This window comes from Serratia sp. JSRIV001 (assembly GCF_019968745.1).
GTDB classification, from domain to species: domain Bacteria; phylum Pseudomonadota; class Gammaproteobacteria; order Enterobacterales; family Enterobacteriaceae; genus Chania; species Chania fonticola_B.
The window spans coordinates 1,841,259-1,867,935 of sequence record NZ_CP074147.1; the positions used below are offsets into that span (position 1 = coordinate 1,841,259).

Consider the following 26,677-nt stretch of genomic DNA (forward strand, 5'->3'; position numbering starts at 1 on the left):
ATGATGACGAAAAGCAGGTTTGGTAGGCTCCACGTACTCCTGCTTTGGCTGGGGTTGATGTTTTCCCTTGGTGCGCAGGCTGCCGACAGCGGTTGGGGGCAATACAAACAGCGTTTTCTATTAGCTGATGGGCGGATTGTCGATACCGGCAATAACAATGTCAGCCATACCGAGGGGCAAGGATTCGCCATGCTGCTGGCGGTTTACAATGACGACCGCCCCGCGTTTGACAACCTCTGGCAATGGACCCGCAACACCCTGTATCGCCAGGATATCGGCCTGTTTTCCTGGCGCTATGAGCCGGGGAAAGCGGTGCCGATAGCCGATAAAAATAATGCCACCGATGGCGATATCTTAATCGCCTGGGCTTTGTTGAAGGCGGGGAAACGCTGGAATGTGCCTGCCTACTTGACCTCCTCGGCGCAGATTCAGCAAGCCCTGCTCAAACATACCGTGATCGACTATGCCGGATATCGGGTGATGTTACCTGGTGCCAACGGTTTCAGGCAAAACGGTTCGGTGATCGTTAATCCTTCCTATTTTGTCTTTCCTGCCTGGCACGCGTTTTACCAGGAAAGCCATTTGCCAGCGTGGAAAAAGCTCATCGACGATAGCATGACGATGGTCAGCAGAATGCGCTTTGGCAAACAGCATCTGCCCAGCGACTGGGTTACGCTTCAGGCCAATGGGCAAATGGCTCCTGCCAGCGACTGGGCGCCGAGATTTGGTTTTGATGCGGTGCGGGTTCCGCTCTATCTCTATTGGGACAAGGCTGACAGCCTGTCACTGAGTCCGTTTGCCAGCTTTTGGCGCGGCTTTGATCGCCGGGCGACACCGGCCTGGCTGGATGTGCTGAGCGGCCAGCGCTCCGACTATAATCAAAGTCAGGGGATGAGGGCGGTCAGGGATCTGACGGTGGGGGATCGGGGGCCGCTAAAAGATCGCCTGGCACCCGATGAGGATTACTATTCTGCCAGCCTGCACCTGCTGGCCTACTGGGCACAGCGCAGCCAACTCTAGTGTAACTTGGCGCTTTTCACCTCAGCGGCAAGCGCCTCGCCGGGCTTTATGCTATCTTACGCGCCAGAAAACCCTTTCAGAGAGCCCGTCACGGTGGAAAAAAAGAAAAGTTTCCCGCAGCAGAAAAGCGGCCTGCATCCGCGCAATCGCCATCGCTCACGCTATGATTTCCCTACCCTGATCGCCACCTGTCCGGGGTTGGAACCCTTTGTGAAGCCCAACGCCTGGGGCGATATCTCGGTGGATTTCGCCGATCCTGCCGCGGTGAAAATGCTCAACCGCGCCTTGCTGATGCACTTTTATGGCATCGAACATTGGGATATTCCGGCCGACTATCTCTGCCCGCCGATCCCGGGGCGTGCCGATTATCTGCATCACCTGGCCGATCTGCTGGCGACCAGCAACGGCGGCGAGATCCCTCGTGGCAAAGGCGTGGCGATCCTGGATATCGGCGTGGGAGCCAACTGTATTTATCCAATCATCGGCCAGCGCGAATATGGCTGGCGCTTTACCGGCTCGGAGACCGATCCGGTCTCGCTGGGGGCTGCCAAGATGATCGTGGCCATGAACCCGACGTTAAAAAATACCGTGCGTCTGCGCCAGCAGAAACAGCAGGACTGTATCTTCAACGGCATTATCGGCGTTGCCGAGCGCTTCGATGCTACCTTGTGTAACCCGCCGTTCCACGGTTCCGAGCAGGAAGCGCGCGCCAGCACCCGCCTCAAGTTGCATAAGTTGGGCAAAGGGGCGGTGGCAGAAAAGCCGGTGCAGAACTTCGGTGGCAAGAACAATGAGCTGTGGTGCGAAGGGGGCGAAGAGGCCTTTGTGCGCAAGATGGTGGAAGAGAGCGTCGGCAAAGCGAAGAACTGCCTGTGGTTCACCTCGCTGATCTCGAAAAACACCACGCTGCCTGCCATTTATTATGCGCTCAAGCAGGCCGGGGCCGCTGAGGTGCGCACCATCGAAATGGCACAGGGGCAGAAGATTAGCCGCTTTGTGGCCTGGACCTTCCTTGATGCCGAGCAGCAAGCCGCCTGGGCGGCAGAACGCTGGCAGTAATTGCCCGACCGTTGCCGGCGATCGAGCCGGCAACGATTATTTATTCTGTCGTTCCTTTCATTCCGTCTGGCTTGCGTTATCCTCAATACTGTTAATAAATTCCCACGCTGTTCATTAGTTAAAAAAACAATCATTACATAGCTTAATAACCATTTTTATCCAGTTAATCTGGAGCATTGTCGTGCGCAATGTTCAGGGCGATAGCGCGCTTACAGGCGAGCAAGAAATGCAGAAAAATAGAGAGTGCTTGCCGTTAACTCCATCTGCCAGAAGGATTTACCCGATGTTTTTAAACCTCCGTCAGTCAAATAGCCCGTGGCATGCTGAATTGGCAGCCATTGAAGACGCGGTAGCGATGATCGTATTTAAGCCCGACGGCACCGTAATACGTGCCAACGATCTGTTCTTGCAAACGATGGGGTTTGAGCGCCAGGAAGTGATTGGTCAGCATCATCGTATTTTCTGCGATCAACGCTATGTCGCCAGCCCGGCCTATCAGCGGCATTGGCAAAAGTTAAATAGCGGCGAAGCTATTACCGATAATTTCAGGCGTATTCGCAAGGATGGTGAAGTAGTCTGGCTGCAGGGAACCTATACCCCGGTGTTAAATAAGCACGGTGAGGTGGTGGAGATCATCAAGATTGCCAGCGAGGTGACCCGCCGTATTACTCAGGCTCAGGAGCATCAGAGTCTGTTAGCGGCGTTGAATCGCTCAATGGCGATGATCACCTTCTCGCCAACCGGCATTATCCTGGATGCCAACGACAATATGCTCGAACTGATGGGCTATCGGCTGGAAGAAGCACGCGGCCAGGCGCACAGCATACTTTGTACGCCAGAGTTCGCCGACTCTGACGAGTATCATCAGCACTGGCAACGGTTGGCACAGGGGGAGTTTTTGACCGGGCGTTTCGAACGCCTCAACCGGCGTGGAGAGCGGGTATGGCTGGAGGCCAGCTATAACCCAATCATCGACACTGAAGGGCGGGTATTAAAGGTGGTGAAAATCGCCCAGGACATTACCCGCCAGACTTTCCAACAGCAGCATGAAGAGGAAATGGTGCGCAATGTCCATCATCTCTCCATGGGGACCGATAAAACCGCTGCCCAAGGGGCGATCATTGTGCAGCAGGCGGTGCAGGGGATGCAGCAGGTGGAGATGGCCGCACGGCAGACTTCGGACGTAGTCAGCGACTTGGGGCGCTGTTCGCAACAGATTGGCAATATGGTTGAGGCGATCCGCAAAATTGCCGCCCAGACCAATCTACTGGCGATTAACGCCTCGATCGAAGCGGCGCATGCGGGCGAGCATGGGCGCGGTTTCTCCGTAGTGGCTAATGAGGTGCGTACCTTGGCCGAACAGTCCCGTAAAGCGGCCAGCGAGATTGAGCAAGTCACCAAAACCATTCAGCAAGGGGTAACGGCGGCAATCAACAAGATGGTGACCTGCGTGGAACAGGCGGGAGGGGGCGTGGCGCTAGCCAAGGATGCCGGGGAGGTAATCAATCAGGTCAATGTGGGTATGCAGGACGTGGTCAAGCTGATGCAGGCGTTTACCTCGGTCAAACAGAGCGATGTGATCCACTGAGGTTTGGTATCTGATGCGGTTAAACGGGTGCACATGTGAACTGACCCCAAGAAGTTGGACGGTTTAAAATTAAGCAACCATCAAAGCCTGCGTTCTGTACTCCACAGGGCTCAGGCCTTTGAGCTTCTGTTTGATACGATGGTTATTGTAGTAATCTATGTACATGTCTATCTCTTCAGACAGCTGTTCCACACTCTCAAAGCGTTGTAAATAATACAGTTCAGCTTTCAGATGGCCAAAGAAGTTTTCCATTACCGCATTATCCAGGCAGTTACCCTTGCGAGACATGCTCTGTTCTATCCCATTTTCCTGCAACTGATGCTGATAAGCCGCCATCTGATAGTGCCAACCTTGGTCACTGTGCAGCAACGGCTTTTCTTCCGTTTTTAGCGTACTGAGCGCCTTATCCAGCATCGTTTTTACCAGACTGAACACAGGTTTACGGGACATCTCATAGGCAATGATTTCACCGTTAAACAAGTCGAGTACCGGCGATAAATACAGCTTTTTATCCGCCACCCGGAACTCCGTGATATCGGTCACCCACTTTTGGTTAGGCTCCAGAGCGGTAAAATCGCGCTGCAAGGTATTCGGGGCCACTTTACCGACATGTCCCTTGTACGAACGGTATTTTTTACGGCGAACGGGCGATTTCAATTGCAGCTCAACCATCAGTTTTTGCACGGTTTTATGATTTAGCACAGCCCCCATCTTTCGAAGAACACTGGTCACCCGGCGATAGCCGTAACGGCCTTTATGCTCGTTAAAAACAGCCATTATTTGCTGCTTGGTTTCACCATACTTATCCGGTGCTTGATGGCTTTTACAACAATAGTAATACGTACTGCGCGGCAGTTTTCCGGCCCACAGCAAAACCTCCAAACGGTGTTCTGACCTCAATGCTCTGATTATTTTTGCCCTTTTCGACGAGTCTGGGCTTCCTTCTGTTGCATCAAGGCTCTCAACTTTTTTATGTAATCATTCTGCGCACGTAAAAACTCGATTTCCTCCCGCATCTCTTCGGGGGTCAACTCATCAGGCGATTTATCGGCATGGGGGGTTTTGGGATGCTGACGCATTTGGCGACTACGCTTATTCAGGTTGAGGGCTTCAGCCCCATTCTCCCGATAGAGTTTAATCCAGCGTTCCACAGTAAGGTAAGAAGGAATATTGAATTTAGCGGCGACTGTCGCTAAAGAGAGCGGATTTAAAAGCGCGAATTCGACAACAGAGAGCCTGAAGTCAGGTGTGTAATGTTGCTTGCGTCCTAACCGCAGCCCCTGTTCCCCATGATGCTGATAAGCGGCAATCCATCTGCGTAGTTGGACATGGGCAATAGAAAACTTCTTAGCGGTCTGTTTTTGACCGCCGAGTCCGGCAAGATAGTACCGGACAACGTCAAGTTTGAACTGAAGTGAATACTTCATCAGAACTGTACCTCCAAATGTCAGATGTTTGTCCAACATTTGGGGTTCAGTTCAATGCTGCGCCCCTACGGCAGAACCTGTAATTGAGCAACATTGCCATCAATAAAAAGCCCCTTGCGGGGCTTATTATTATCGCTTCAGGAAACGTGCTGCAAGAACTCACGCAGGCGTGGGCTTGGCGGGTTGTTGATCAGGTCATGAGGGTTGCCATCTTCGGCAATCCGGCCCTTGTCGATAAAGATCAGGCGTGAGGCCACCTTTTCAGCGAAGCCGACTTCGTGAGTCACGATCACCATCGTCATGCCTTCTTCGGCCAGATCCTGCATGACCTTCAGCACTTCGTGACGCAATTCTGGATCGAGCGCCGAGGTTGGCTCATCGAACAGCATCATTTTAGGCTTCACCGCCAACGCCCGGGCAATAGCTACACGTTGTTGCTGCCCACCCGAAAGCTCGGAAGGGTAGTGGTGAGCACGTTCGGCCAACCCAACCTTGGCTAACAGCGTGTGTGCCAGCTTTTCGGCATCGGCCTTTTTCAAACCGCGTACGCGGATTGGGCCAAAGGCCACGTTTTCCAGCGCCGTCAGGTGCGGGAACAGGTAGAACTGTTGGAACACCATACCGGCTTCCTGGCGGATCAGGCGGTCGTCCACCTTCGGATCGTTCACCCTCAGGCCGTCGACCACCAGTTCACCGCTGGTGATCTCTTCCAGCTTGTTGATGCAGCGCAGCAGGGTTGATTTACCGGAGCCAGAAGGCCCGATGATCACCACCACTTCACCCTGTTTGATATGCAGATCGATATTGTGCAGCACCTGGGTCGGGCCAAAGTGCTTGGAGACGTTTTTAAATTCAATCACAGGATTTTCATCCTTCTTTCCAGACGACGCAGCACGAAGCTAAGCATCAGGGTAATAATCAGGTACACCACCGCAACGGCGCTCCAGATTTCCAGCGCGCGGAAGTTACCGGCAATAATTTCCTGCCCCTGACGGGTCAGTTCCGCTACACCGATCACGATGAACAGCGAAGTATCCTTGATGCTGATGATCCACTGGTTACCCAGTGGCGGCAGCATGCGGCGCAGTGCCAGCGGCATGATCACATAGCGGATGGTCTCGCGGCGTGACAGCCCCAGCGCCAGGCCGGCCTCTCGGAAACCGCTGTGGATCGACAATACCGCGCCACGGGTAATTTCCGCAATGTAGGCGCCCGAGTTGATCATGATGGTGACCACGGCGGCGGTGAAAGGATCGATGCGGAAATCGCTAAAGGCCATGGGCAGGGCGAAGTAGATAAACATCACCTGTACCACAATCGGCGTACCGCGGATCACTTCAATGAATACCAGTGCCACATGGTTGGCGATCCAGCCGCCATAGGTGCGGGCGAAACCGGCAACCAGGCCGATGATCAGGCCGCCAATCAGACCGAGGACCGAAATCCACAGGGTCATCTTGGCGCCTTCTAACAAAATTGGGATGGCGGGCCAAATGGCGCTCCAGTCGAATTGCATAATGTTATCTCCCGGTGATCCCAAGCAAGGGGATCAATAACAACAAAGCACAGGGGGCGGGTACACCTCCCCTGTGCTCAATTAATAACTTACTGGCTTATTAACTTCATCAGTTACTTAGGTTCGGTACCAAACCATTTTTTGTAGATTTCGTTGTAAGTCCCGTTGTCGCGCAGCGTTTTCAGTGCGGCGTTCACCTTTTCACGCAGCTCGTCGCTGCCTTTCGGGAAGGCGATGCCGTACTGCTGGGCTTCCAGGGAGTCGCCAACGGTTTTGAACTTGCCAGCCCCCGCGGTCTTGATGAAGTACAGGATGTTTGGCGTATCGTGCAGCACGGCGTCAGCACGCTTGGTGCCCAGTTCCATATAGGCGTTGTCGATGTTCGGGAACTGACGCAGATCTTTGGTTTTGATGTGCTGCTTGGCGTAATCCACCGAGCCGGTGCCGCTCTTCACTGCCACCACTTTGCCGTCCAGATCCTGGATGCCTTTCACGCTGTCATTGTTAGCGTTGACCATCACCAACAGGCCGCTTTTGTAGTAGCCATCGGAGAAGTCGATCGCTTTTTTGCGTTCGTCGGTAATGGTGATACCGGCCAGCGCCAGATCGACGTTCTTGGTCTGCAGCGCAGGAATAATGCCGCTAAAGTCCATTGGCTTCAGGGTGTAATCCAGCTTCAGCTCTTTGGCAATCGCCGCCCACAAGTCGATATCGAAACCGACGTATTGGTCACCTTGTTTGAATTCAAACGGCACGAAAGCGGTGTCCGTGGCGACAACCAGCTTGTCTGCTGCGTGAGAGCTAACGGCGAAGGCCAGGGAAAGTGCGGCCAGGGAAACTTTAAAAATAGACTTCATGAGAGGAATTCCTGTACAGGTTGCGGATTACCCATTTTTTATGTTGCATTTTGTGCTATGGAAGAATCGTGCCAAGTTTGCAATCATTATAAAAACAAGGGGTTGCGTTATGATGTTGGGTTTGGATAGCCAATTATAATTTTTATGCACCACTTGCGGGCACCAAAATGGTGCAGTGAGACCTTGGTGGTGCAATTGAGCTATCATCAACTAAACAATAGCCGGGAAACAACCGATAATTAACAATTATCGATCAATAATGATAACTAACTCTAACTTTATAGCCATAGTCCGATTTCATTTGGTGCAAACAGGCGTGTTTTGAAGGGAAGTAGGGTTAACGCAGCTGGCTGTCTTTGCTGCCCCGGCGATTGAACAGGCTGCTGGCAGCCTGTTTCTGATTGATGACAAAGTCCTGGCCGTGAGGCCAGGACTTTGATCTAATAAGGTCAGTGCAAAAAACGGACTGACTGCCATGCTCAAAGAACCTTCTCCCCATCAGTACCAGTTTGAAACCATTACCCTTGATGAACTGGTTCCCGAAGACCATCTGGTTCGTCAAATCGATGCCGCCATCGACTTTGAATTTATCCGCGATGCCGTTGCTCATCTCTATTGCCCCGATAACGGCAGGCCTGCTATCGACCCCGTTCGCCTGATTAAAATGATGCTGCTGGGCTACCTCTTCGGGGTCCCCTCCGAACGCCGTCTGGTCAAGGAAATCCAGGTCAATGTCGCTTACCGCTGGTTCCTGCGTATGGGGTTGACCGAGAAGGTCCCGGACGCCTCAACTCTCAGCCAGAACCGTATCCGTCGCTTCAACAACAGCGATGTCTTCCAGCAGATTTTTGACCATATCGTGTTACAGGCTCTGGGTCAGGGCATGGCCAACGGGCGTGTGCTTTACACCGACAGTACCCACCTGAAAGCCGATGCCAACCCGCGCAAGGCCGTGAATGAACTGCGCCCTGAAGGGGTCAGTGAATACTTCACACAGTTGAATGACGCCGTGGAGGCCGACAGGAAGAAACGCGAAAAAAAGCCGCTACCCGCCGCAAGAAAAACAACCAAAAACGACGCCGTTAAGAACACCAAAGTCAGCACCACCGACCCGGAAAGCGGCTTTATGCACCGGGACAACAAGCCAAAGGGCTTCTTCTATCTGGACCACCGCACGGTGGACGGCAAGCACGGCATCATCATGGATACGCATGTGACACCGGGCAATGTGCACGACAGCCAGCCGTTCATCGGCAGGCTGGCACGGCAGGTGGAGCGGTTCAACCTTGATACGGTCGCCGTGGGTGTGGATGCGGGTTACTTCACCGCAGCGGTGTGCCATCTGACGCAGGAAATGGGTATCACGTTGGTTCCTGGCTATCGCAGACCGCACAAAGGTCAGAATGACTTCCAGAAAAAACACTTCAGATATGACGAGGCGCGTGATGTGTATGTGTGCCCGGCAGACGAGTTGCTGATATACGGCACGACAGACCGCAACGGTTATCGGCATTACCGTTCAGACCCGGCAGTGTGCCAGCGGTGCGAGCAGAGAGGACAGTGCACGCAGAACAGCAAGGCGCAGAAAACGATAACCCGGCACGTCTGGGAGGCGTCAAAAGAAGAGGCCAACAGGTTGCGGCTGACGAAATGGGGCAAAAAGATATACGCCCGGCGCAAGGAAACGGTGGAGAGAAGCTTCGCGGATGCGAAACAGCACCATGGTCATCGATATGCGCGGTTCCGTGGGCTGTCGAAAGTACAAATGCAGTGCCTGCTTGCGGCCACGGCGCAGAATATGAAGAAGATAGCGCTACTGGCGCTACTTTATTGTCTTTACCGGTGGTGGAAAGCCTCTTGGGAAGGCCAGCAAGATGCCTTGGGCGAACAGACGTCGCAAATGAGGTGGTTATGGAAAAATATCGCGATCGCGACCTGCGGTCGCTAAAAAAGAAGAACCCCACCTGAAAATGTGGGGTTCGTCAGCAGTCTGGAACAGGCTGCTGGCAGCCTGTTTTTTATCCATTTCCGCCTGGCAGTTAACACAGTAGCGCACTCCTTGCAGCGCCAGACGTCGGGCTTCGGGGATCTCTGTGCCACATTCCTGGCAATAGTGTTCGCTTTCGCCGTGGCCGAGCGCCTTGCGAGCACGTTGTACGGCATCATCTACCGTTGAGTCGATTTGATCCTGCACCGCGCCGTCCGCTGTCCATCCGCCTGCCATGCCCACCTCACTATTGAACCTGTGAATGCTTGCAATCCTGATTGGATCATAACCAGTGTAATCCAGCCTGTTTTTTATACAACTCTGCTTGCAGATAAAAAAACAGGCTGGGGCAAGGCCCACAACCTGTTGTTTCGCGCCAGGATGGCTGGTTTATTCGATGTTGGATTCGATAAACCACAGGAACTTGTCCAGATCGCGCGATGCGGCGGTGAACATGTCTGCGGTGTCTTCATCCGGAACTTCCGTGATGGCTTGGCGGATATCGTTGGCGACGGCTGCATAACGATCGGCCAGCGCTTTCAGGTGATCTTGCACGCTGTGAATATTGGTCGGGTAGCTTTTCAGCGGGGTTTTGTCATTCACCACCTGTACCGTACCCAGCGCAACGCCACCGAGTTGTACGACACGTTCTGCAAAAGTATCCTGATGGTCGGTGATGGCGGTGCGGAAGCCGTCGAGCATTTCATGAACGGCAATAAAATTGGCACCACGCATGTTCCAATGCGCCTGCTTGGTGATCAACGACAGATCGATAAACTGCACAACCTGATGGTTCAGCGCCTTGATGGCGGCCTGCTTGGTTTTCTCATCCACATCATTGCGTGTGTACAACAGGTCAGAAGATTTCGTTTTCACCAGTTTAGCGGTACTCATAATAGATATCCTCTTCTTGATGGGTGTAATCCTATTTTGTTACGGGAGAAATTATAGCAGCTTAAATTTATTTTGCAGGGCGAAAAGGGCGATTAAATAAATAGGTGATAACTGCTGGATATTTTCATCAGAAAGGCGTATGACATATTTGGTGATTCGTGAGATATTGATAATAAACGTTTTTTAAGCTTTTGGAGGGTAACGGTTGAGATCCCCCACTAATAATAGACACCGATTGAAGGGATATTTCAATGCGCAATTATTGCAGAGTGTTTCTGAACGTCGAAATAGGGATTATTTTCCCATTAATTCATATTGATAGCCAATTATCCCCAGGGTGTTCGCCGTAACTCTTTTTTGTACCATCACAGGTTGCAATGGATCGAGTCTCTGTTGAGTAAGGGCGCGGGTATTTTGACCGTATCAGTCTCCGTCTTGCCCTGGATAATATGCAGCGCAGCATGGCGACCTATTTCGTAATGCGGCAGTTGTACCGTCGAGAGCGGCGGTAAGAATAGCTCGCCAATGCCAACCATATTGTCGTAACCCACGATCGACACATCTTGCGGGATGCGCAGGCCCTGCGCCAGTAGCGTCTGATAGACCATAAAGGCGATACGATCGTTGCCGCAAATGACCGAGTCGAACATCGGATTACCCTGTTTGATATGTGCTAGCACAATGGCCGGGATATCAAGGTAGTGCTCATCGCCATGCTCCATATAGACATGCATGAGAGTGTCAGGGTTGATACCTGCTTGCCGGCAGGCGCGCTCCAATCCCTGACGGCGGCGCAAGGTGGCAAGATGGTGTTGTGGCAGATGCAGGCAGAGTGGTTGACGATTACCTGCTGCGAGCAGAGCCTGCACCGCCTCAAACTGGCCTTGTTCGTCGTCCGGAATATAGCTGGCTACGGGATCGTGCAAACTTTCACAGTTGGCCAGCACGCACGGGAGGGTGAGTAGTTTGGTCGGCAGCGGCACCTGACGTAGCCCCATGGTGGTGTAGATGATGCCGTCTGGCCGGTGTGAAAGCAGAAGGTCGACAATGGTATCTGGGTTATCGTCAGAGAACATATTTACCACGAAACTGTTCCAGCCATACGCCCGGGCGGTCTCTTCGATAGACAGAGTGATTTCCACCGAGAATGGCGTGGTCACAGTATCGAGGGCCAGCACCCCGATAGTATTCGGCGTGGCATGGGCGCCGCGTATTTTTTTCGCTGACAGGTCCGGAACGTAATTGGTCTCCTTGATGGCGACCTGCACGCGTGCCAGGGTCTCAGGCTTTAGCCTTTCTGGGCTATTGAGCGCGCGCGAAACCGTCATGAGCGACACATTGGCCAGTTTCGCCACATCCTTAAGAGAAGCCATATCTATTACTCCCGTCATTACCTTCAGGCAACAGGCTATACGACGACGTTGCTGATGTAAAAGGTTCAGCGGCTATTCTGTCGTAGAAATTAAAAGAACCGTAGCGAGTGATTTTTGATCATGATCTCATTTTTTTGATGTTAACGTTAACTTTTGTGATTAACATCATGAATCTCAGCAAAACGACAAGCGGTTTTTTACTTGTTAACGTTACCATGCGAGCATTATTCCAATACGAGAATGCCATAATGAAAGCGCATCACTCTCATAGCTACCCACTACTCAGTGCATTACTGTTTTTCTTTTTCGTGTCCTGGTCCTCAACTGGCTCTTTGCTCTCGATCTGGTTGCACCAGGAAGTGGGGCTGAAAGCGGGGGATACCGGTATTATCTACGCGGTGTTGTCCGTCTCCGCGCTATTGGCGCAAATCTGCTACGGCTTTATCCAGGATAAACTCGGCCTGCGTAAAAACCTGCTCTGGACCCTTACCGGGTTGTTAATCCTTTCCGGACCAGCCTATTTATTGTTTAGTTATCTGTTACAAATCAATATATTGCTCGGAAGTCTCTTCGGTGGGATTTATATCGGCATAACCTTTAACGGCGGTATCGGCGTGCTGGAATCGTATACCGAACGCGTGGCGCGCCAGAGCCAGTTCGAATTCGGTAAGGCGCGGATGTGGGGATCGCTGGGCTGGGCGGTAGCGACCTTCTTCGCAGGACTTCTGTTTAACATCAACCCGAAACTAAACTTCGCAGTCTCCAGCTGTGCCGGTCTGGTGTTCTTTATCCTGCTGGCGCGGCTGCGGGTGTCTTCTGCACCGCACGCGATGCAGGAGGCGGTGTCCGGTGGCAAAGTGAAGCTGGATGACGTGCTGCGTCTGCTGACGCTACCGCGCTTCTGGGCGCTGGTGTTTTTCGTCATCGGTACCTGTATTTACGGCGTTTACGATCAGCAGTTCCCGGTTTACTTCTCTTCACAATTCGCCACGTTGCAGGAAGGCAACGCCATGTACGGTTACCTCAACTCGTTCCAGGTATTCCTCGAAGCCGCCGGGATGTTCTGCGCCCCGTGGTTGGTTAACCGCATCGGTGCGAAAAATGGCCTGATTTTCGCCGGGATGGTGATGGCGTTGCGTATGGTGGCCTCCGGGCTGGTCGAAGGGCCGCTGCTGATTTCCATCACTAAACTGTTGCACGCGGTAGAACTGCCGATTCTGCTGGTCGCTATCTTTAAATACAACAGCTTGAATTTCGACAAACGCCTGTCTGCCACCCTCTATCTGGTGGGGTTCGCCTGCACCAGCTCGGTTATCGCCTCGGTACTGTCGCCGCTGGCAGGCTATAGCTACGAAAAATACGGCTTTGCCCAGTCCTATCTGATTATGGGACTACTGGTGTTCTGCACCACCTTTATCTCCATCTTCCTGTTGCGCTCCAGTAAGTTATCTTCAGATCCTCTGATGTCGCAACCTTCCGCTATATGATTGAAAAGAGTAAAGACTATGACGTATTCAATATCCAAGGCTGAACAGGAACTGCAGGCTAAACGTGAAACGCTGAACTTGCGTTGGTATCCGCGCTACCACCTTGCCGCGCGCGCGGGCTGGATTAACGATCCTAACGGTCTGGTCTGGTTTGACGGCTGGTATCACGCTTTTTACCAGCATCATCCGTATTCCACGCAGTGGGGGCCGATGCACTGGGGCCATGCGCGCAGTAAAGATCTGGTTCATTGGGAGCACCTGCCGGTCGCGTTGGCTCCGGAAGGCCCGGAAGATAAAGACGGCTGCTTCTCTGGCTCGGCGGTTGTTGATGGCGATACTCTGGCGTTGATTTATACCGGGCATAAATTCCATGGCGACACCAGCGATGAGGCTAACCTTTATCAGGTGCAGTGTCTTGCGACTAGCCGCGACGGGGTCTGCTTTGAGCGTCAGGGGATCGTGGTAGATACTCCGCCGGGTCTGCACCATTTCCGCGATCCTAAGGTGTGGCGTGAAGGGGATAGCTGGTACATGATAGTCGGCGCTCGCGATGGCGAGACCGGCCAGGTGCGCCTGTACCGTTCGGACGACCTGCATCAGTGGCACGATGCAGGTGTCCTTGATGAGGCGGAAAAAGAGATGGGCTATATGTGGGAGTGCCCAGATTTCTTCACCCTCGGGGATAAACGCATCCTGATGTTTTCTCCTCAGGGGATGGCGGCTGGAGGTTTCAACAACCGTAATCTGTTCCAGAGCGGCTATCTGCTCGGTGAATGGCAGCCGGGGCAGCCGTTTGTTCGCAAAAGCGAGTTTATTGAACTCGACCACGGCCACGATTTTTATGCACCGCAAAGCTTCCTGACTCCCGATGGCCGCCGCATCGTTATCGGCTGGCTGGATATGTGGGAATCGCCGTTGCCCGAACAGCAAGATGGCTGGGCGGGAATGCTCTCTCTTCCGCGAGAACTGAGCCTCGGCGCAGATAACCGTCTGCAAATGCGTCCGGCCAAAGAGGTAGAAGGTCTGCGCGGCGCATGGTTCCCATGGCCAGTGAGTACGTTGAAAAATCAGCAGACCACGATGGTAGAAAACTGCGAAGCGATGGAGGTGATCCTAAACTGGGATTGTGCTAACAGCAGCGCAGAACAGTATGGCATCAGCTTCGGCGAGGGGCTGCGCGTTTATGTCGATGCGCAGATGCAGCGTCTGGTTCTGGAGCGCCGTTATCCGCAGTATGGCCTTTGCGGGGTACGTAGCGTACCGTTGACAGCCGGAGCATCGCTGAAACTGCGGTTGTTCTTTGATAGCTCCTCCGTGGAAGTTTTTGCTAATGATGGCGAAGCGTGCCTCAGCAGTCGTATTTACCCGGACGCTGCGCGCCGTGAGCTAATGCTATTTGCCTGGAGCGGTTCGGCCTCCCTATCAGATGCGGGGGCCTGGCAGCTCGAATAATCTATTTATATGTCAGGGATGTGGTAAATAAAGTATTACGCATGCTGGTACCGCATCCCGAACGATTTAAAGCATAGATTTAAATGTGTTAACAACCCGTTTGTCATAGCGGGTGGATAATTATTGTCTTCATCATCGAGTTTCACCCATAAATATAAATTAAATAATAATGGATTAACGATGAAAAATAATGATGGTTTACAGGTAAAAAAAGTCCGGGTCGGCTGTTTGCTCACGTTTTTAGCAAGCGCTTGCGCGAACGCTCAAGCACCGCTATCTATCGAGGAGCGTTTGGCGCACCTGGAACAGCGACTGAAAGAGACCGAGCAGCGGGCCGTCCGTGCGGAGACGGAGATTCGTGCGCTGAAACGGCAGGACAAACCGGTAACGGTGGCCAGCGCGACGCCGACCGAACCGGCATTACGGCTTAATGACTATGGCGAATTAAAATTCTATGGTGACGTTGAGTTTAATATGGATGGCGCTAGCCGTACCGGCAGCCTGACCTCGTTGAAAACCAGCGCTAATAAAAACTGGGCGCCAGGCGATAAAGAACGCTGGGATATTAACGGGCGTATATTGCTTGGCTTTGATGGATTACGTAAAGGGTCGAATGGGAAATATGCCGGTTTCAGCGTACAGCCGCTGGCGGATATGAATGGCAAAATGAATCTTGATGATGCGGCATTTTTCTTCGGCCAGCAAGATGACTGGAAGATTAAAATGGGTCGTTTTGAGGCCTTTGATATGTTTCCGCTTAATCAGGATACCTTTATTGAATATTCTGGTAATACGGCCAATGACCTGTATTCCGACGGCTACGGTTACATTTACATGATGAAAGAGGGGCGCGGGCGCAGCAGCAGCGGCGGCAACTTCCTGCTCAGTAAAACACTTGATAACTGGTATTTTGAAGTGAATACGCTGGTGGAGGACGGCAGTTCGCTGTTTGTCGACCAGAACTATCACGGCAACGCGCTGGATAGCCGTAAAAACGTGGTTTACGTGCGCCCTGTTGCCGCGTGGCAATCCGGCGAGTGGTCGGTGGCTGCAGCGCTGGAGAGCAACCTCGTTAATAATGCCTACGGCTATCAGAATCAGCAGGGCATTTGGGTCGACCAGTCCAGGCGTACCGGCTACGGTATGACCATGAGCTGGAATACGCTGAAAACCGATACGCAGAACGGGGCGGTGGTGAACCTGAGCACCGCATATCTTGATGCGACGGATGAAAAGAACTTCAGCGCCGGTATCAATGCGCTATGGCATCGCGTTGAGCTGGGCTATATCTACGCGCATAACAAAATCGACCGTTTCAATATGAACAGTGTGAATGCTGACTGTGACAGCGATTGCGCGATCCTGGCACCGGGAAACTACGATATTCACACCATTCATACCTCCTGGCAACTGCCGAATATTATGGATATGCCAAACTTTAATACCTACCTAGGGGCTTATGCTTCCTGGCTGGATGCTTCGACGATAAATCCAGGTGACACCGATATGCGCTATGGCATGAGGGTGCGCTTCAAATATTTATTCTAAAATTGGGTGGTTAAGGAAACACTATGAAACTGTGGACAATTGGCGATGCGGTAATCGACTTATTACCTCAGCCAGATAGGCAATATAAAGCTTGTGCTGGTGGTGCGCCGTTAAATGTTGCTGTGGGTGCAGCTCGTTTGGGATGTGATTGTGGTTTTATTGGCAGAGTCGGTGATGACCCATTTGGCCACTTTCTCCAGCAAACTCTCTATTCAGAGGGAGTCGCAACGCAGTATATACAATTTGATGAGCACTATCATACCAGTACCGTGCTGGTAGCGCTGGGGGATGATGGCGATCGCAGTTTTACATTTCTGGTAAATCCTTCTGCCGACCAGTTTTTATCCTCTAAAAATCTACCCGATTTTGAGGATGATATATTGCACTTTTGTTCGTTGGCTCTGGTTGCCAAGCAGAGCCGGGAGACCTTGGTCAAGGCGATGAGCTTAATAAAGCAACGCGGTGGCATGTTGAGCTTTGATGTCAACCTGCGGGAGACAATGTGGGAAAACCCACAGGAGATGCTGGCAACGGTAACGCAATTTGCTAATCAGTCCGATATTTTAAAACTTTCAGAAGAAGAATTATACTGGATAACCGGTACTACTCATGATGAAAAAGCGTTGGAAATACTAAAGAGATTTCCTTCTAGCCTCAAAATTGTCACCTGTGGTATCCAAGGGGCTATTGTCTTATGGCAAGACTTGGTCATACACGTAGACTCGTACAAGGTGAACAGTTTAGATACGACGGGGGCAGGAGATGCCTTTATCGCTGGGCTATTGGCAAATATCTCTCTTGGAAATGGTTTGCTTGATTTTGAACAATTAAAATTAGCCCTGACGCAAGCCAGCGCCTGTGGCGCGCTGGCGACGACACAAAAAGGAGCTTTATCAGCATTACCCGATGCGGAGGGGGTTAAACGTTTTATTGGATCTGAGCATAGACTGACATTTAAGGTTAATTCTATAAACCTTCTTGAGTGAAATGCAGCAGACCTATTGTAATATAAGATGTCTATAAGTCAGTTAAAATGGATATCGTCGGAAAGCATGAAAATTAACGTGGTGGGCACCAGCGGCAGCGGTAAAAGCACCGTTGCCCGCCAATTGGCGCAAAAGCTGGCCGTACCTTATATCGAGATGGATAAGCTTTACTGGCGGCCAAACTGGCAAGGTGCCTCGGATGACGAGTTTTTGCATCTGGTCGAACAGGCGTTGGTATCAGCCCCTGCGGGGTGGGTATTGGATGGCAACTATACCCGGACCAAAGCCGTGAAATGGCGGGACGTTGATTGGGTTGTCTGGGTTGACTACGGACTCTGTCGCACGCTGTGGCAGGCGGTTCGCCGCGCAGCGGTGCGGGCTTGGCACCAGACTGAGCTATGGCCCGATACTGGCAATTGCGAGAGCTTTCGCCGGTCTTTCTTTAGCCGTGAGTCGATCATCCTGTGGACCCTCAAAACCTACCGCAAGAATCGTATAAAGTATCTGGCAGAGCAGCAGGATGCCGCCAATCGCCATATTCGTTTTATCCAACTGCGCTCTCCGGCGGAAACCGCGGCTTTTCTGGCTAGCCTCTGCTAGGGAGCTTTATTCGATTCAGCTTTTTATGTTCACTAGGTATGTGACTCTGTCTAAGCTGAAATTGCTTCAGCTATAAACATGATCTTTATCTGATTAATTTGTTAGATATGATTCAGTATTCATAATTTTTCCCGCTATAAGTCACGCAAATTTTGTTTTTTCCATGCTCATTGTAGAAAAAGTGACCCTCATCGCATTTTAAAATGGGCTAAGAACTTAGTTTGTGATGGTTTTGCTAAAACCATTCAGCTAACCAGGAAGGAACAATAAATGAACAAGCTTACTGTACTTTCGCTCGCTATCTCCTTGATTTCTGGCTATGCCGGTGCTCAAACTATCGTATTGACCGACAGTGAGAACGGTATTGAACTTGGCAATTGGCGGATTGACAGCTCACAGCTGAAAATTCCCGCTCCGCGTTTCAGCTTGCAACAGCAAATTTTGCATGGTGGCAAGCAAGAGGGATCGAAAGTCCTTACCCTGACGAGTGAGGGGTTGACCATCACTCTTAGCCCAACGCGCGGTATGGATATTCTGCATGTCAACGGTTCCGGCGTAAGGCTGGGGTGGGATTCGCCGGTGACCGAAGTGGTCAATCCGGCTTATATCAACCTGGAGAGTCGCAACGGGGTGGGTTGGCTTGACGGCTTTAACGAAATGATGGTGCGCTGCGGCTACGAATGGACCGGGCATCCGGGCGTAGAGAACGGCACACTGTATACGTTACATGGCCGTGCAGGAAATACTCCGGCTTCCAAGGTGGTGGTGGATATTGCTGAAAAAGCGCCGTATGAAATCCGTATCCGCGGCCTGCTGAAAGAGAATACCTTTAAGAAAAGTAATCTGGAAACCTGGACTGAGCTGCGTTACGTTCCCGGCACGCAGCAGTTTACGGTTCACGATCGTCTAACCAATCATGCTGATTATCCGCGTGACTATCAGATTATTTATCACAGTAACTTCGGTAAGCCGCTGCTGGAAGAGGGAGCCGTGTTCAGTGCGGCAATCAAGGAGATTTCTCCGTTTAATGATTATGCCAAGGGCGGTTTGAAAGACTGGCATACTTACCAGGGGCCTACCAAAGGCTTCGATGAGATGGTGTTCAACATCGTGCCTTACAGTGATCCGCAAGGAAAAACCCTGGCGATGATGAACAACAAGAAAGGGGATCGGGGAGTGGCAATGGGTTTTGATACCCGCCAGTTACCGGTTTTGACGTTGTGGAAAAACACGGATACTGAACGTCAGGGCTATGTTACCGGGATCGAGCCAGGGACCAGCTATGCGTACCCGATAAAAATCGAACGTGAGCAGGGGCGAATCAAACAGTTACAGCCCGGAAAGAGTACCGATTTCGAGCTGACTTACACTTTGCTGAAAAATGCTGAACAAGTAAAAGAGTACCAAAACAGGATAAAAACGCTGCAAGGTGACCGTGCCGTTAAACTGGTCGATACTCCAATTGCGGTGGAATAGCGTCTGGTGAGGGGGAGGCCGGTCAAGCGACCGGCTCTTTAGCGTCAAAGCAGCAGTTCGTAGTGGACTTTCACCACCACTTTCTTGATGTTTTTTGATCCAGCTATCTGGCATCCGGGCTTGTGTGGCTCCAATGGGAAAAAGATCACGTACATGCCCGGCGTAAGATTCAGGGTTTGCGCGCCGCGTTTGATATCCAGCCATTGCAGATCTTTGCTTTCATCGTAAGGATCGTTGCTTTCCCAACTGTCTGGCAGGCCAAAATCGATCCGCTCTTCGCCGCCGATCAGGATCTGGATATCCAGATACTCCTGGTGAAGCTCGGCGCGTTTGCTTTCTGCTGGCTCCGTCATTAGCTCCATCACGTTCATAAACACCCGATCACCATCGATCTCGTGCCGGCCCAACGGCAGGTTAGGCAAATCATACTGACGTACGGTATTGAGGATATTGGCTAAAGCGGGTGAGAGACCACGCCCGAAGCGGGGGTTGTACAAACTGCCATAGATCATCCTGATTCTCCCTAATAAATAAAAGACCTGCTGAGAGTATGTCTATTATTGTTCAGGAAAAAAGTTAACTGGCTTGCAATCATACAACCTTTTGAGCGAGGCGCCGGAGGCTTGCTGCCAGGCGCCAGCGGGCTCACGAGAGGCTTTCAACTTTTGGCTTGGGTTTGATGGTTAGCGTGGCCCCCATCGAGGCGGTAATGATGGCGGCCAATGCCAACCATTGCGTTTGGTTTAGGTGTTCGTTGAGGAAGATCATGCCGGAAAGGGCGGCCATTGCCGGTTCCAGACTCATCAGGGTGCCAAAGGTACGGGCGGGGATCTTGGGTAACGCGATAATTTCCAACGAGTAAGGCAACGCGGTAGACAGCACCGCGACGGCCAACGCTACCGGTAGAATATCCACGTTCAACAGCGCACTGCCGGTTTGCCAGGCACCGATCGGGCAGAATACGATGGCGGCGATCAATGACCCCACGGCTACGGTGCCCGGTCCGTGATCTCCCCCGGCCTTCTGGCCGAAAATAATGTATATCGCCCAGCAGGCACCGGCACCCAACGCACAGGCTGCCCCCACGGGATCGATACTGCCCATATCGTGGCCAAGCGGCAGCAGAAACCACAATCCGGCAATCGCCAGCGCCACCCAGATAAAATCGATCGGGCGGCGGGAAGAGAACATTGCCACCGCCAGCGGACCGGTAAACTCCAGCGCCACCGCAATGCCCAGTGGCACCGTGCGTAATGAAAGATAAAACAGGTAGTTCATTGCCCCCAGTGACAGACCATAGATCAGCAATGGCAACCGGCTACCGGCGGCGAAACGCATGCGCCACGGACGGAAAATGATAAACAGGATCAGCGTACCGATGCTCAGGCGTAGGGTGGTGATGCCTTCGGCACCCACCAGCGGGAACAGGCTTTTGGCTAATGAAGCCCCGCTCTGGATCGAGATCATTGCAATGATCAGTAAACACACGGGCACCAGCGTGGAAGACGCTTTAGTGGTTACAGACGAAGACATCCTTTCTGGCCTTATGGAGCTCCCCAACGTCTGGGAAGGTATTGAGTACAGGTGTTGCACAGTGTAAAGGAATTGGCAGCAAGGTGTTGGCGAAAAACGGGGGGCCGAGTTGAATCTGTCAAAAATATGCGCCAACTTGGTTCAAGCAAGCAATAAGTGCGCTTTTTTTAAGAGTATTCTGGAACTCAGATAGGTGATTCGCGTCACAAAAAGGAGTATAATTCGCGAAAAATGTAGGGAAATTAGCATGCTATAGTGTTCTTGAAATCTTCTGTTACACGATACAAAGATTTAGACACTCATTTAAAGGCAGAGTTTCACGCTAATTTTTGCTATATTTTCAATGTATGAGAAATTGAAGCACTTTAATAATAAAACGCGTTTGAGGTGGTTATGAAAAAAATTGCATGTCTTTCCGCAGTAGCAGCTTGTGTATTGGCCGTAACAGCAGGTACCGCATTTGCTGGTGAGAGCACCGTGTCCGCTGGCTATGCCCAGGGCGATCTCCAAGGCGTTGCCAACAAGGCCGACGGTTTCAACCTGAAGTACCGTTACGAGTACGACAACAGCCCACTGGGTGTGATCGGTTCTTTCACCCATCTGGAAAAGAACGGTTCTGAAGACGGCTTCTACAACAAAGCACAATACAACTCCATCACTGCCGGCCCGGCTTATCGTTTCAACGATTGGGCGAGCATCTACGGTGTGATCGGTGTGGGCTATGGTAAATTCACTTCCAACGCTCAAAACGGTACTGACAACAACAACACCAGCGACTACGGCTTCACCTACGGTGCTGGTCTGCAGTTCAACCCAATGCAACAGGTTGCTCTGGACGTGGGTTACGAGCAGAGCCGTATCCGCAGCGTTGACGTTGGCACCTGGAACGTGGGCGTAGGTTACCGCTTCTAAGATTTCCCCATGCTTTCGGGCATGAGCGCGTGGCCTTGCTGGCCATGCTCAATGAAAATCCGCCTCTTAGGGGCGGATTTTTTTTGCCAGTAACAGATTGAAACTGCAGACAAACGTGTTAATCCATCGATTTATTTGGCTTGCCCAATACCGTGGTCGGTTGCAATGAAAAACGCGCCGTACGGGGATCGCGCTCATATCCCTGCGGCTCGGTCAGCAGCCCATAGAGCTCTGGCCGACGGCCGTGGATCCAACGCCGCCCGCTGCTCATGGGGATTAAGCTCAGATCCAGATCGGCGGTGACCATGGCGTCCTGCGCCGCCCAGGTCTCTGACAGGATACGGCCATAAGGGTCCAGCAGCATCGCATTGCCGGTACGCACTTCATCATCGTCTCGCCCTACGCCGTTGCTGAACAAAATAAACAGGCCATTATCATGGGCGCGAGAAGGCAGCCAGCGCAGTAGCCAACCGCGGCCAGTTTCGCCGCGAAAAGCCTCTTCGATAGCCGTCGGATTTTCTTTACGTTGCTGCCATAGAGCCAGCGGTATCGGCTTCATTCCGTGCGGGCTGCGTGAATTTGTCCCCCCGGTTTGGTGAGGCGCGAACAGAATATCGGCACCCAGCAACGTGGTGGCACGGGCGTTCTCCACCAGGTTGTTGTCCCAGCAGATCAGGATCCCCATGCGTACCCCCCAAGGGGTGTCAAACACGGTATAACTATCGCCTTTAGCGATTAGCGGGTGTTCAAAAGGATGGAGCTTGCGGTGCACATGGGTTTGGCCATCCGGCAGGCAAACCGCATAAGCGTTGTACAGCTGGCCGTCTTCACCCTGCTCAATCAATCCAACGCCGATGGCCATCTGGTACCGTTCTGCCAGTGGGCGGATGCGCGCCAACGAAGGACTGGTGGCGATAGGTTCAGCTAAAGCGGTGATTTCGCTGTCGGCCAGATGGCGTACGTGCCAGTAGCCGGTAATGCACATTTCCGGGAAGGCGAGGACCTGCACGTTATCGGCGGCGGCCTGGGCGATAAAGTCTTCCATAACGCCGAGATTGTAGTTCTTGTCGTTGGCGTGGTGTTGAAATTGTACCGACGCAGCACGAAGGGTCGTGGTCATAGCAAGCTCCTGTGGGGTTTTTTGTCCGTTAATTACAGCAGCCGTATCGATTACTGTATAATCAATTAAAATCCTCTTTTGATAACCTAATGGAATGGATAATCGTCAACTACGTGCCTTTGTTGCCTTGGCCGAACTGGGGCGCTATCACCTGGCTGCTGAGCGGCTGTGCATCACCCAGCCCGCGTTGAGCAAGCAAATTCAAGCCATCGAACTGCAGTTGGGCACCCGCCTGTTTGAACGGGGCCGGCAAGGTGCACAACTGACTGCCAACGGTACAGCTCTCCTCCCCAGAGCGCGGGAATTATTGACCCATTACCAGCAGTTTCATCATTATGCGTTGCAGGTAGTGAAGGGGGAAACCGGGCGTCTGGCCTTAGGCTTTGGGCTTTCCAGTTTTCATCTGGCCCCGCAACGGGTGGCAGCTTTTCGCCAGCGCTTTCCGACGGTGGTGGTGGGCCTGGAGGATCTTCCTTCGGAACGGCAATACCAATTGTTGCTAAGTGGCGATCTACAGGCTGGCTTTGTGCGTTTGCCCGTTGTTGCTCCTCTGCAGGCACTGCCTTTGCTGAACGATCGGCTGGTGCTGGCCGCACCGCGAACGATGGCGTTGCAGGAGGAGAACCTGTTGGCGGATTTCCACCGTTTGCCTCTGTTGCAGTTGGAACCTTCGCGTGGCCGAGGGTTGAGTGAGCAAGCGCTGCGTTTTATTGCCGCTCAGGGGCTGCGGGCAAACGTGGTGCAGCAGGCAGAGGACATCCAAACCTTGCTGGCGCTGGTGGCGGCGGGGATAGGCGTGGCGCTGTTGCCACATAGCATTGCGTTTATTGCTCCGGCTGGGGTCGACATTCTGCCGTTGAGCGGCGAGCAGACGCAGTGGCAGGTTGGGCTGGCGTGGAACCCGCAGCGGCCTGATGCGCTACGGGATAATTTTATCCAGGATATCTTGGACTCAGAGCGGTCGGTATAACACCACCGTTGGCAGTTGGTGGTATTCGCTGCGGTGGCTTGCCACAAAGCCGACTTTTTTCGCCAGGCCAAGCGAAGGGCGGTTATCCGGCGAGATGATACAAACGACTTTGTCCTGTGAGAAATTCTCTTTGGCCCAGACCAGCGCGGCGTTCAAGGCTTCGGTAGCATAGCCTTTACCGTGTGCAGCCGTGATCAGCGTCCAGCCCATTTCGGGGACATCGAGTGCGGGGTGAATATCTCGGTGAAAATCGGCGAAGCCAATGCCGCCAATATACCTGCCGCTGTTTTTCTCCCGCACCGCCCAGTAGCCGTAACCCAGCAATTTCCAGTGACCGATATAGCGTAACAGGCGGCCCCAGCTGTCCTCCTTGTCGCGTGGCGTACTGCCGATATAGCGCACCACCGCAGGATCGGCCCACATGGCGGCCAAATCGTCAAAATCTTCCAGCCGGTGGGCATCCAGGATCAGACGTTCGGTGATCAAGGTGGGGGCAACGGTGTGAATGGTCATGGCTCGCTTCCTGAACAAGAGAAAAGGCGCTGCCGGAGCAACGCCTCAAGATACTCACCACTGTAGCCGAACTGCTTTGGCTCTAGCAATACCGGGAAGTTACACTACCAGCCACAGCAGCCAGGTAAAGACGAAGCCACTTAAACCGAGCAGGGTGGTTAATACCGTCCAGGTTTTCAGGCCATCGGCCACTGACAGGCCAAGGTATTTGGTGACAATCCAGAAGCCGGAGTCGTTAACGTGGGATAACCCCAGACCGCCAAAGCAGGTGGCGAGCGTGACCAACACTAGCTGCATCGGGTTAAGCCCGATAACCGCTTCGGACAGCAACCCGCCGGTCGTCAGAATGGCGACGGTAGCCGATCCCTGCGAGGCACGCAGTGCCAGCGAGATGATAAACGCAGCCGGGATTAACGGCAGGCCAATGGTGGTCAGCACATCTGCCAGCGCTTTACCCACGCCAGACTCGACTAGCACCTTGCCAAACACTCCGCCCGCACCGGTAACCATAATGACTACTGCCGCTGTCGGTAACGCGCCGCCCATCACATCGCTGGTGTGTTGCAGGCTCCAGCCGCGACGGATAGCCAGCAGATAGAACGCCAACACCAGGGCGATCATTAACGCTACGCCCGGTGAGCCGATTAATGACAAGGCATCACGGATTGGTGAACCGGCAGGTAACAAGGTTGCAGAAACGGTACCCAGCATAATGATGGCGATAGGGATCACGATCAGCGCGGTAATCAACCCGGCGCTCGGCGGATTGATCCGATCGCTGAGTGGGGCTTTGCCCTCTGGTGCTGGCTCAGGGGCTGCCAGTTGCAACTGTTCCAACACCTCAATGGAGAGGGGGTAGGCTTTACGGTTGAGATATTTTGCCGCGAAGTAACCGATAACGCCCACCGGGATACAGATGACCAGGCCGATAATGGTCAGCCAACCGATATCGGCATTCAACAGCCCCGCCGCCGCGACCGGGCCTGGATGTGGTGGCAGAGCAACGTGGACCGTCAGCATCACACCGGCCATTGGCAAGCCAAACTTCAACGGTGAGACTTTAGCCACTTTGGCAAAGCCATAGATGATCGGGGCCAGGATGATAAAGCCGACGTCGAAAAACACCGGAATGCCCAGGACGAATGCGGCACTGGTTAGCGCGGCAATGGTGCGCTTTGGCCCCAGCGCTTTGCTGAAACGCTGCGCCAGGGATTCTGCGCCGCCCGAATGTTCGATCATTCTACCCAGCATGGCACCCAGGCCGATGATAATGGTCACCGAGCCGAGTACACCGCCCATCCCGGCGGTCATCACTTTCATGACTTCACCGGTTGGGATCCCGCTGGCAAGCGCGACCAGTAGACTAACGACCAGCAGGGCGACAAACGGCTGAACCTTCGCCTTGATGACCATCAATAGTAGCAGTACGACACCCAGTACGGCAATGATCAGTAGCATAGTTGGAGACATAGCATAGCCTTTAATTCAGGTAAGAGTCCGGCACCGCGATCGCCCTGGGGCGATACGGGTGCGTTTATTTTTTATGTTATTGGAACTGGTGTTGGCGCTACGAGTGCTTGATTACAGGTAAGGTTTCACCCAACCCAGACCCGCCGTCGTTTCTCCACGAGGTTTATATTCACAACCGATCCAGCCTTGGTAGCCCACCTTATCCAACTGGGCGAATAGCCAAGGATAATTCAGCTCACCGTCATCGGGTTCATTACGGTCTGGCACCGAGGCGATCTGGATATGGGCATAGCGCCCGGCCAATGAGGCGATCAGATTGCCGATATTGCCGTCCACCAGCTGCGCGTGGAAGAAGTCGAACTGAATAAACACGTTCGGGCGATCGATGGCGGCCACCAGCTCTGCCGCCTGATGCTGGCTGGAGAACAGATAGTTGGGCTTGATCGGTGGGCTGAGCGCTTCGATCAACACCTTGATGCCGTGAGGGGCAAAGGCGTCGGCGGCGTAACGGATATTGCTGATAAAGGTTTCCCGATAGCGGGCAATATCTTCCCCTGGCGGCACTACGCCAGCCATCACGTGAACGCTAGGGCACTTGAGGGCGATGGCATATTCCAGAGCGCGATCGATATCCACACGGGCATCCTGCTCGCGGCCTGGCAATGCCGCCAGCCCCCATTCGCCTGCGCCCACATCGCCCGGCGCGGTATTGAACAACACCTGCTGTAGACCATTTTGTTGCAGTTTATCCGCCAGTAGATCGGCAGGGTAATCATAAGGGAACAGGAACTCTACCGCTTTAAATCCGGCCGCCGCAGCGGCATCAAAACGATCCAGAAACGAGTGCTCGGTAAACATCATTGATAAATTGGCAGCAAATTTTGGCATG

25 protein-coding genes are annotated in these 26,677 nt (G+C 52.9%); 12 read left to right on the forward strand and 13 right to left on the reverse strand.

Annotated features, from left to right (window positions below; translation table 11 throughout):
* The 3 genes from KGP17_RS08400 to KGP17_RS08410 all read left to right on the forward strand — a co-directional run bounded on the left by KGP17_RS08400 (position 1) and on the right by KGP17_RS08410 (position 3,667).
* Entirely contained in the window at positions 1–1,020 is a 1,020-nt protein-coding gene (locus KGP17_RS08400) for a glycosyl hydrolase family 8 (RefSeq protein WP_371822125.1), read from the forward strand.
* A 93-nt stretch (positions 1,021–1,113) separates the two neighbouring features.
* A complete protein-coding gene (gene rlmF / locus KGP17_RS08405) occupies positions 1,114–2,079 on the forward strand; it encodes a 23S rRNA (adenine(1618)-N(6))-methyltransferase RlmF (protein ID WP_172413989.1) in 966 nt (321 codons plus the stop codon).
* Between the two features lie 283 nt (positions 2,080–2,362).
* Entirely contained in the window at positions 2,363–3,667 is a 1,305-nt protein-coding gene (locus KGP17_RS08410) for a PAS domain-containing methyl-accepting chemotaxis protein (RefSeq protein WP_223499147.1), read from the forward strand.
* A 69-nt stretch (positions 3,668–3,736) separates the two neighbouring features.
* Here the strand turns inward: KGP17_RS08410 and KGP17_RS08415 are convergent.
* The 4 genes from KGP17_RS08415 to glnH all read right to left on the reverse strand — a co-directional run bounded on the left by KGP17_RS08415 (position 3,737) and on the right by glnH (position 7,467).
* A protein-coding gene (locus tag KGP17_RS08415; protein ID WP_371822183.1) for an IS3 family transposase occupies positions 3,737–5,097 on the reverse strand; the annotation gives its coding sequence in 2 pieces (ribosomal slippage) (positions 3,737–4,579 and positions 4,582–5,097; 1,359 coding nt in all).
* A gap of 134 nt (positions 5,098–5,231) precedes the next feature.
* Positions 5,232–5,954 (reverse strand): glutamine ABC transporter ATP-binding protein GlnQ, encoded by a 723-nt coding sequence (glnQ, locus tag KGP17_RS08420; RefSeq protein ID WP_223499148.1) that lies wholly within the window; start codon positions 5,952–5,954, stop codon positions 5,232–5,234.
* The gene (glnP, locus tag KGP17_RS08425; protein WP_021805129.1) at positions 5,951–6,610 is read right to left on the reverse strand and encodes a glutamine ABC transporter permease GlnP; all 660 of its coding nucleotides are present in this window, start codon (positions 6,608–6,610) and stop codon (positions 5,951–5,953) included. The genes glnQ and glnP overlap by 4 nt, the downstream gene beginning before the upstream one ends.
* A 113-nt stretch (positions 6,611–6,723) precedes the next feature.
* A complete protein-coding gene (gene glnH, locus KGP17_RS08430) occupies positions 6,724–7,467 on the reverse strand; it encodes a glutamine ABC transporter substrate-binding protein GlnH (protein ID WP_021805128.1) in 744 nt (247 codons plus the stop codon).
* Between the two features lie 475 nt (positions 7,468–7,942).
* On the opposite strand from glnH, the gene KGP17_RS08435 reads away from it, so the two are divergent.
* The gene (locus tag KGP17_RS08435; protein WP_223499149.1) at positions 7,943–9,415 is read left to right on the forward strand and encodes an IS1182 family transposase; all 1,473 of its coding nucleotides are present in this window, start codon (positions 7,943–7,945) and stop codon (positions 9,413–9,415) included.
* Here the strand turns inward: KGP17_RS08435 and KGP17_RS08440 are convergent.
* The 3 genes from KGP17_RS08440 to KGP17_RS08450 form a co-directional block, all read right to left on the reverse strand.
* The gene (locus KGP17_RS08440; protein ID WP_223499150.1) at positions 9,377–9,691 is read right to left on the reverse strand and encodes a DksA/TraR family C4-type zinc finger protein; all 315 of its coding nucleotides are present in this window, start codon (positions 9,689–9,691) and stop codon (positions 9,377–9,379) included. The genes KGP17_RS08435 and KGP17_RS08440 overlap by 39 nt on opposite strands.
* Before the next feature lie 153 nt (positions 9,692–9,844).
* Positions 9,845–10,348, reverse strand: coding sequence for a DNA starvation/stationary phase protection protein Dps (dps, locus tag KGP17_RS08445; protein WP_021180512.1), 504 nt, complete (start codon positions 10,346–10,348; stop codon positions 9,845–9,847).
* Positions 10,349–10,713: 365 nt separating this feature from the next.
* Positions 10,714–11,721 carry a LacI family DNA-binding transcriptional regulator gene (locus KGP17_RS08450; protein ID WP_223499151.1) on the reverse strand — a complete coding sequence of 336 codons (1,008 nt, stop codon included), beginning with the start codon at positions 11,719–11,721 and terminating at the stop codon, positions 10,714–10,716.
* 245 nt (positions 11,722–11,966) lie between these two features.
* Here KGP17_RS08450 and KGP17_RS08455 point away from each other — a divergent pair, with 245 nt between their 5' ends.
* From KGP17_RS08455 to KGP17_RS08480, 6 genes are all read left to right on the forward strand, one after another.
* Positions 11,967–13,208, forward strand: a complete 1,242-nt coding sequence (locus KGP17_RS08455) for an MFS transporter (RefSeq protein WP_037375204.1) — start codon at positions 11,967–11,969, stop codon at positions 13,206–13,208.
* A gap of 18 nt (positions 13,209–13,226) precedes the next feature.
* Positions 13,227–14,660 (forward strand): glycoside hydrolase family 32 protein, encoded by a 1,434-nt coding sequence (locus KGP17_RS08460; RefSeq protein ID WP_223499152.1) that lies wholly within the window; start codon positions 13,227–13,229, stop codon positions 14,658–14,660.
* Between the two features lie 180 nt (positions 14,661–14,840).
* Complete coding sequence (locus tag KGP17_RS08465) at positions 14,841–16,208, forward strand: carbohydrate porin (RefSeq protein ID WP_037375082.1); 1,368 nt, start codon at positions 14,841–14,843, stop codon at positions 16,206–16,208.
* Between the two features lie 23 nt (positions 16,209–16,231).
* Positions 16,232–17,194, forward strand: coding sequence for an aminoimidazole riboside kinase (locus KGP17_RS08470; protein ID WP_115159212.1), 963 nt, complete (start codon positions 16,232–16,234; stop codon positions 17,192–17,194).
* A gap of 66 nt (positions 17,195–17,260) precedes the next feature.
* Complete coding sequence (locus KGP17_RS08475) at positions 17,261–17,794, forward strand: AAA family ATPase (protein WP_094982948.1); 534 nt, start codon at positions 17,261–17,263, stop codon at positions 17,792–17,794.
* Positions 17,795–18,064: 270 nt separating this feature from the next.
* Positions 18,065–19,270, forward strand: coding sequence for an aldose 1-epimerase family protein (locus KGP17_RS08480; RefSeq protein ID WP_223499153.1), 1,206 nt, complete (start codon positions 18,065–18,067; stop codon positions 19,268–19,270).
* Positions 19,271–19,314: 44 nt separating this feature from the next.
* On the opposite strand, the gene nanQ is transcribed toward KGP17_RS08480, so the two are convergent.
* Together nanQ and rhtA are read right to left on the reverse strand one after the other, a co-directional pair.
* Entirely contained in the window at positions 19,315–19,782 is a 468-nt protein-coding gene (gene nanQ / locus KGP17_RS08485) for an N-acetylneuraminate anomerase (protein WP_021805120.1), read from the reverse strand.
* A gap of 133 nt (positions 19,783–19,915) precedes the next feature.
* Positions 19,916–20,803, reverse strand: a complete 888-nt coding sequence (gene rhtA / locus KGP17_RS08490) for a threonine/homoserine exporter RhtA (protein ID WP_059200273.1) — start codon at positions 20,801–20,803, stop codon at positions 19,916–19,918.
* Positions 20,804–21,196: 393 nt separating this feature from the next.
* Here rhtA and ompX point away from each other — a divergent pair, with 393 nt between their 5' ends.
* A complete protein-coding gene (gene ompX / locus KGP17_RS08495) occupies positions 21,197–21,715 on the forward strand; it encodes an outer membrane protein OmpX (protein ID WP_021180522.1) in 519 nt (172 codons plus the stop codon).
* Between the two features lie 118 nt (positions 21,716–21,833).
* Here the strand turns inward: ompX and KGP17_RS08500 are convergent, their stop codons facing one another.
* Positions 21,834–22,835 (reverse strand): nitrilase family protein, encoded by a 1,002-nt coding sequence (locus tag KGP17_RS08500; protein ID WP_223499154.1) that lies wholly within the window; start codon positions 22,833–22,835, stop codon positions 21,834–21,836.
* A 94-nt stretch (positions 22,836–22,929) separates the two neighbouring features.
* Between KGP17_RS08500 and KGP17_RS08505 the strand changes: the two genes are divergently transcribed.
* A complete protein-coding gene (locus KGP17_RS08505; protein WP_223499155.1) occupies positions 22,930–23,805 on the forward strand; it encodes a LysR family transcriptional regulator in 876 nt (291 codons plus the stop codon).
* On the opposite strand, the gene KGP17_RS08510 is transcribed toward KGP17_RS08505, so the two are convergent.
* From KGP17_RS08510 to KGP17_RS08520, 3 genes are all read right to left on the reverse strand, one after another.
* Complete coding sequence (locus KGP17_RS08510) at positions 23,788–24,318, reverse strand: GNAT family N-acetyltransferase (RefSeq protein ID WP_179246102.1); 531 nt, start codon at positions 24,316–24,318, stop codon at positions 23,788–23,790. The genes KGP17_RS08505 and KGP17_RS08510 overlap by 18 nt on opposite strands.
* A gap of 99 nt (positions 24,319–24,417) precedes the next feature.
* Positions 24,418–25,788 carry a GntP family transporter gene (locus tag KGP17_RS08515; protein ID WP_021805115.1) on the reverse strand — a complete coding sequence of 457 codons (1,371 nt, stop codon included), beginning with the start codon at positions 25,786–25,788 and terminating at the stop codon, positions 24,418–24,420.
* A gap of 111 nt (positions 25,789–25,899) precedes the next feature.
* On the reverse strand, positions 25,900–26,676 hold the full coding sequence (locus KGP17_RS08520) for an HPr family phosphocarrier protein (RefSeq protein WP_223499156.1): 777 nt from the start codon (positions 26,674–26,676) through the stop codon (positions 25,900–25,902).
* Position 26,677 lies beyond the last annotated feature (1 nt).

Coding starts and splice junctions, on each gene's coding strand:
- KGP17_RS08400 (WP_371822125.1), top strand. CDS start 1: ATGATGACGAAAAGCAGGTTTGGTAGGCTCCACGTACTCCTGCTTTGG.
- dps (WP_021180512.1), bottom strand. CDS start 10,348: ATGAGTACCGCTAAACTGGTGAAAACGAAATCTTCTGACCTGTTGTAC.
- ompX (WP_021180522.1), top strand. CDS start 21,197: ATGAAAAAAATTGCATGTCTTTCCGCAGTAGCAGCTTGTGTATTGGCC.
- KGP17_RS08410 (WP_223499147.1), top strand. CDS start 2,363: ATGTTTTTAAACCTCCGTCAGTCAAATAGCCCGTGGCATGCTGAATTG.
- KGP17_RS08505 (WP_223499155.1), top strand. CDS start 22,930: ATGGATAATCGTCAACTACGTGCCTTTGTTGCCTTGGCCGAACTGGGG.
- KGP17_RS08510 (WP_179246102.1), bottom strand. CDS start 24,318: ATGACCATTCACACCGTTGCCCCCACCTTGATCACCGAACGTCTGATC.
- rhtA (WP_059200273.1), bottom strand. CDS start 20,803: ATGTCTTCGTCTGTAACCACTAAAGCGTCTTCCACGCTGGTGCCCGTG.
- KGP17_RS08515 (WP_021805115.1), bottom strand. CDS start 25,788: ATGTCTCCAACTATGCTACTGATCATTGCCGTACTGGGTGTCGTACTG.
- nanQ (WP_021805120.1), bottom strand. CDS start 19,782: ATGATCTATGGCAGTTTGTACAACCCCCGCTTCGGGCGTGGTCTCTCA.
- KGP17_RS08470 (WP_115159212.1), top strand. CDS start 16,232: ATGAAACTGTGGACAATTGGCGATGCGGTAATCGACTTATTACCTCAG.
- KGP17_RS08475 (WP_094982948.1), top strand. CDS start 17,261: ATGAAAATTAACGTGGTGGGCACCAGCGGCAGCGGTAAAAGCACCGTT.
- KGP17_RS08460 (WP_223499152.1), top strand. CDS start 13,227: ATGACGTATTCAATATCCAAGGCTGAACAGGAACTGCAGGCTAAACGT.
- glnP (WP_021805129.1), bottom strand. CDS start 6,610: ATGCAATTCGACTGGAGCGCCATTTGGCCCGCCATCCCAATTTTGTTA.
- KGP17_RS08440 (WP_223499150.1), bottom strand. CDS start 9,691: ATGGCAGGCGGATGGACAGCGGACGGCGCGGTGCAGGATCAAATCGAC.
- glnH (WP_021805128.1), bottom strand. CDS start 7,467: ATGAAGTCTATTTTTAAAGTTTCCCTGGCCGCACTTTCCCTGGCCTTC.
- KGP17_RS08435 (WP_223499149.1), top strand. CDS start 7,943: ATGCTCAAAGAACCTTCTCCCCATCAGTACCAGTTTGAAACCATTACC.
- KGP17_RS08450 (WP_223499151.1), bottom strand. CDS start 11,721: ATGGCTTCTCTTAAGGATGTGGCGAAACTGGCCAATGTGTCGCTCATG.
- KGP17_RS08465 (WP_037375082.1), top strand. CDS start 14,841: ATGAAAAATAATGATGGTTTACAGGTAAAAAAAGTCCGGGTCGGCTGT.
- KGP17_RS08480 (WP_223499153.1), top strand. CDS start 18,065: ATGAACAAGCTTACTGTACTTTCGCTCGCTATCTCCTTGATTTCTGGC.
- KGP17_RS08520 (WP_223499156.1), bottom strand. CDS start 26,676: ATGCCAAAATTTGCTGCCAATTTATCAATGATGTTTACCGAGCACTCG.
- KGP17_RS08500 (WP_223499154.1), bottom strand. CDS start 22,835: ATGACCACGACCCTTCGTGCTGCGTCGGTACAATTTCAACACCACGCC.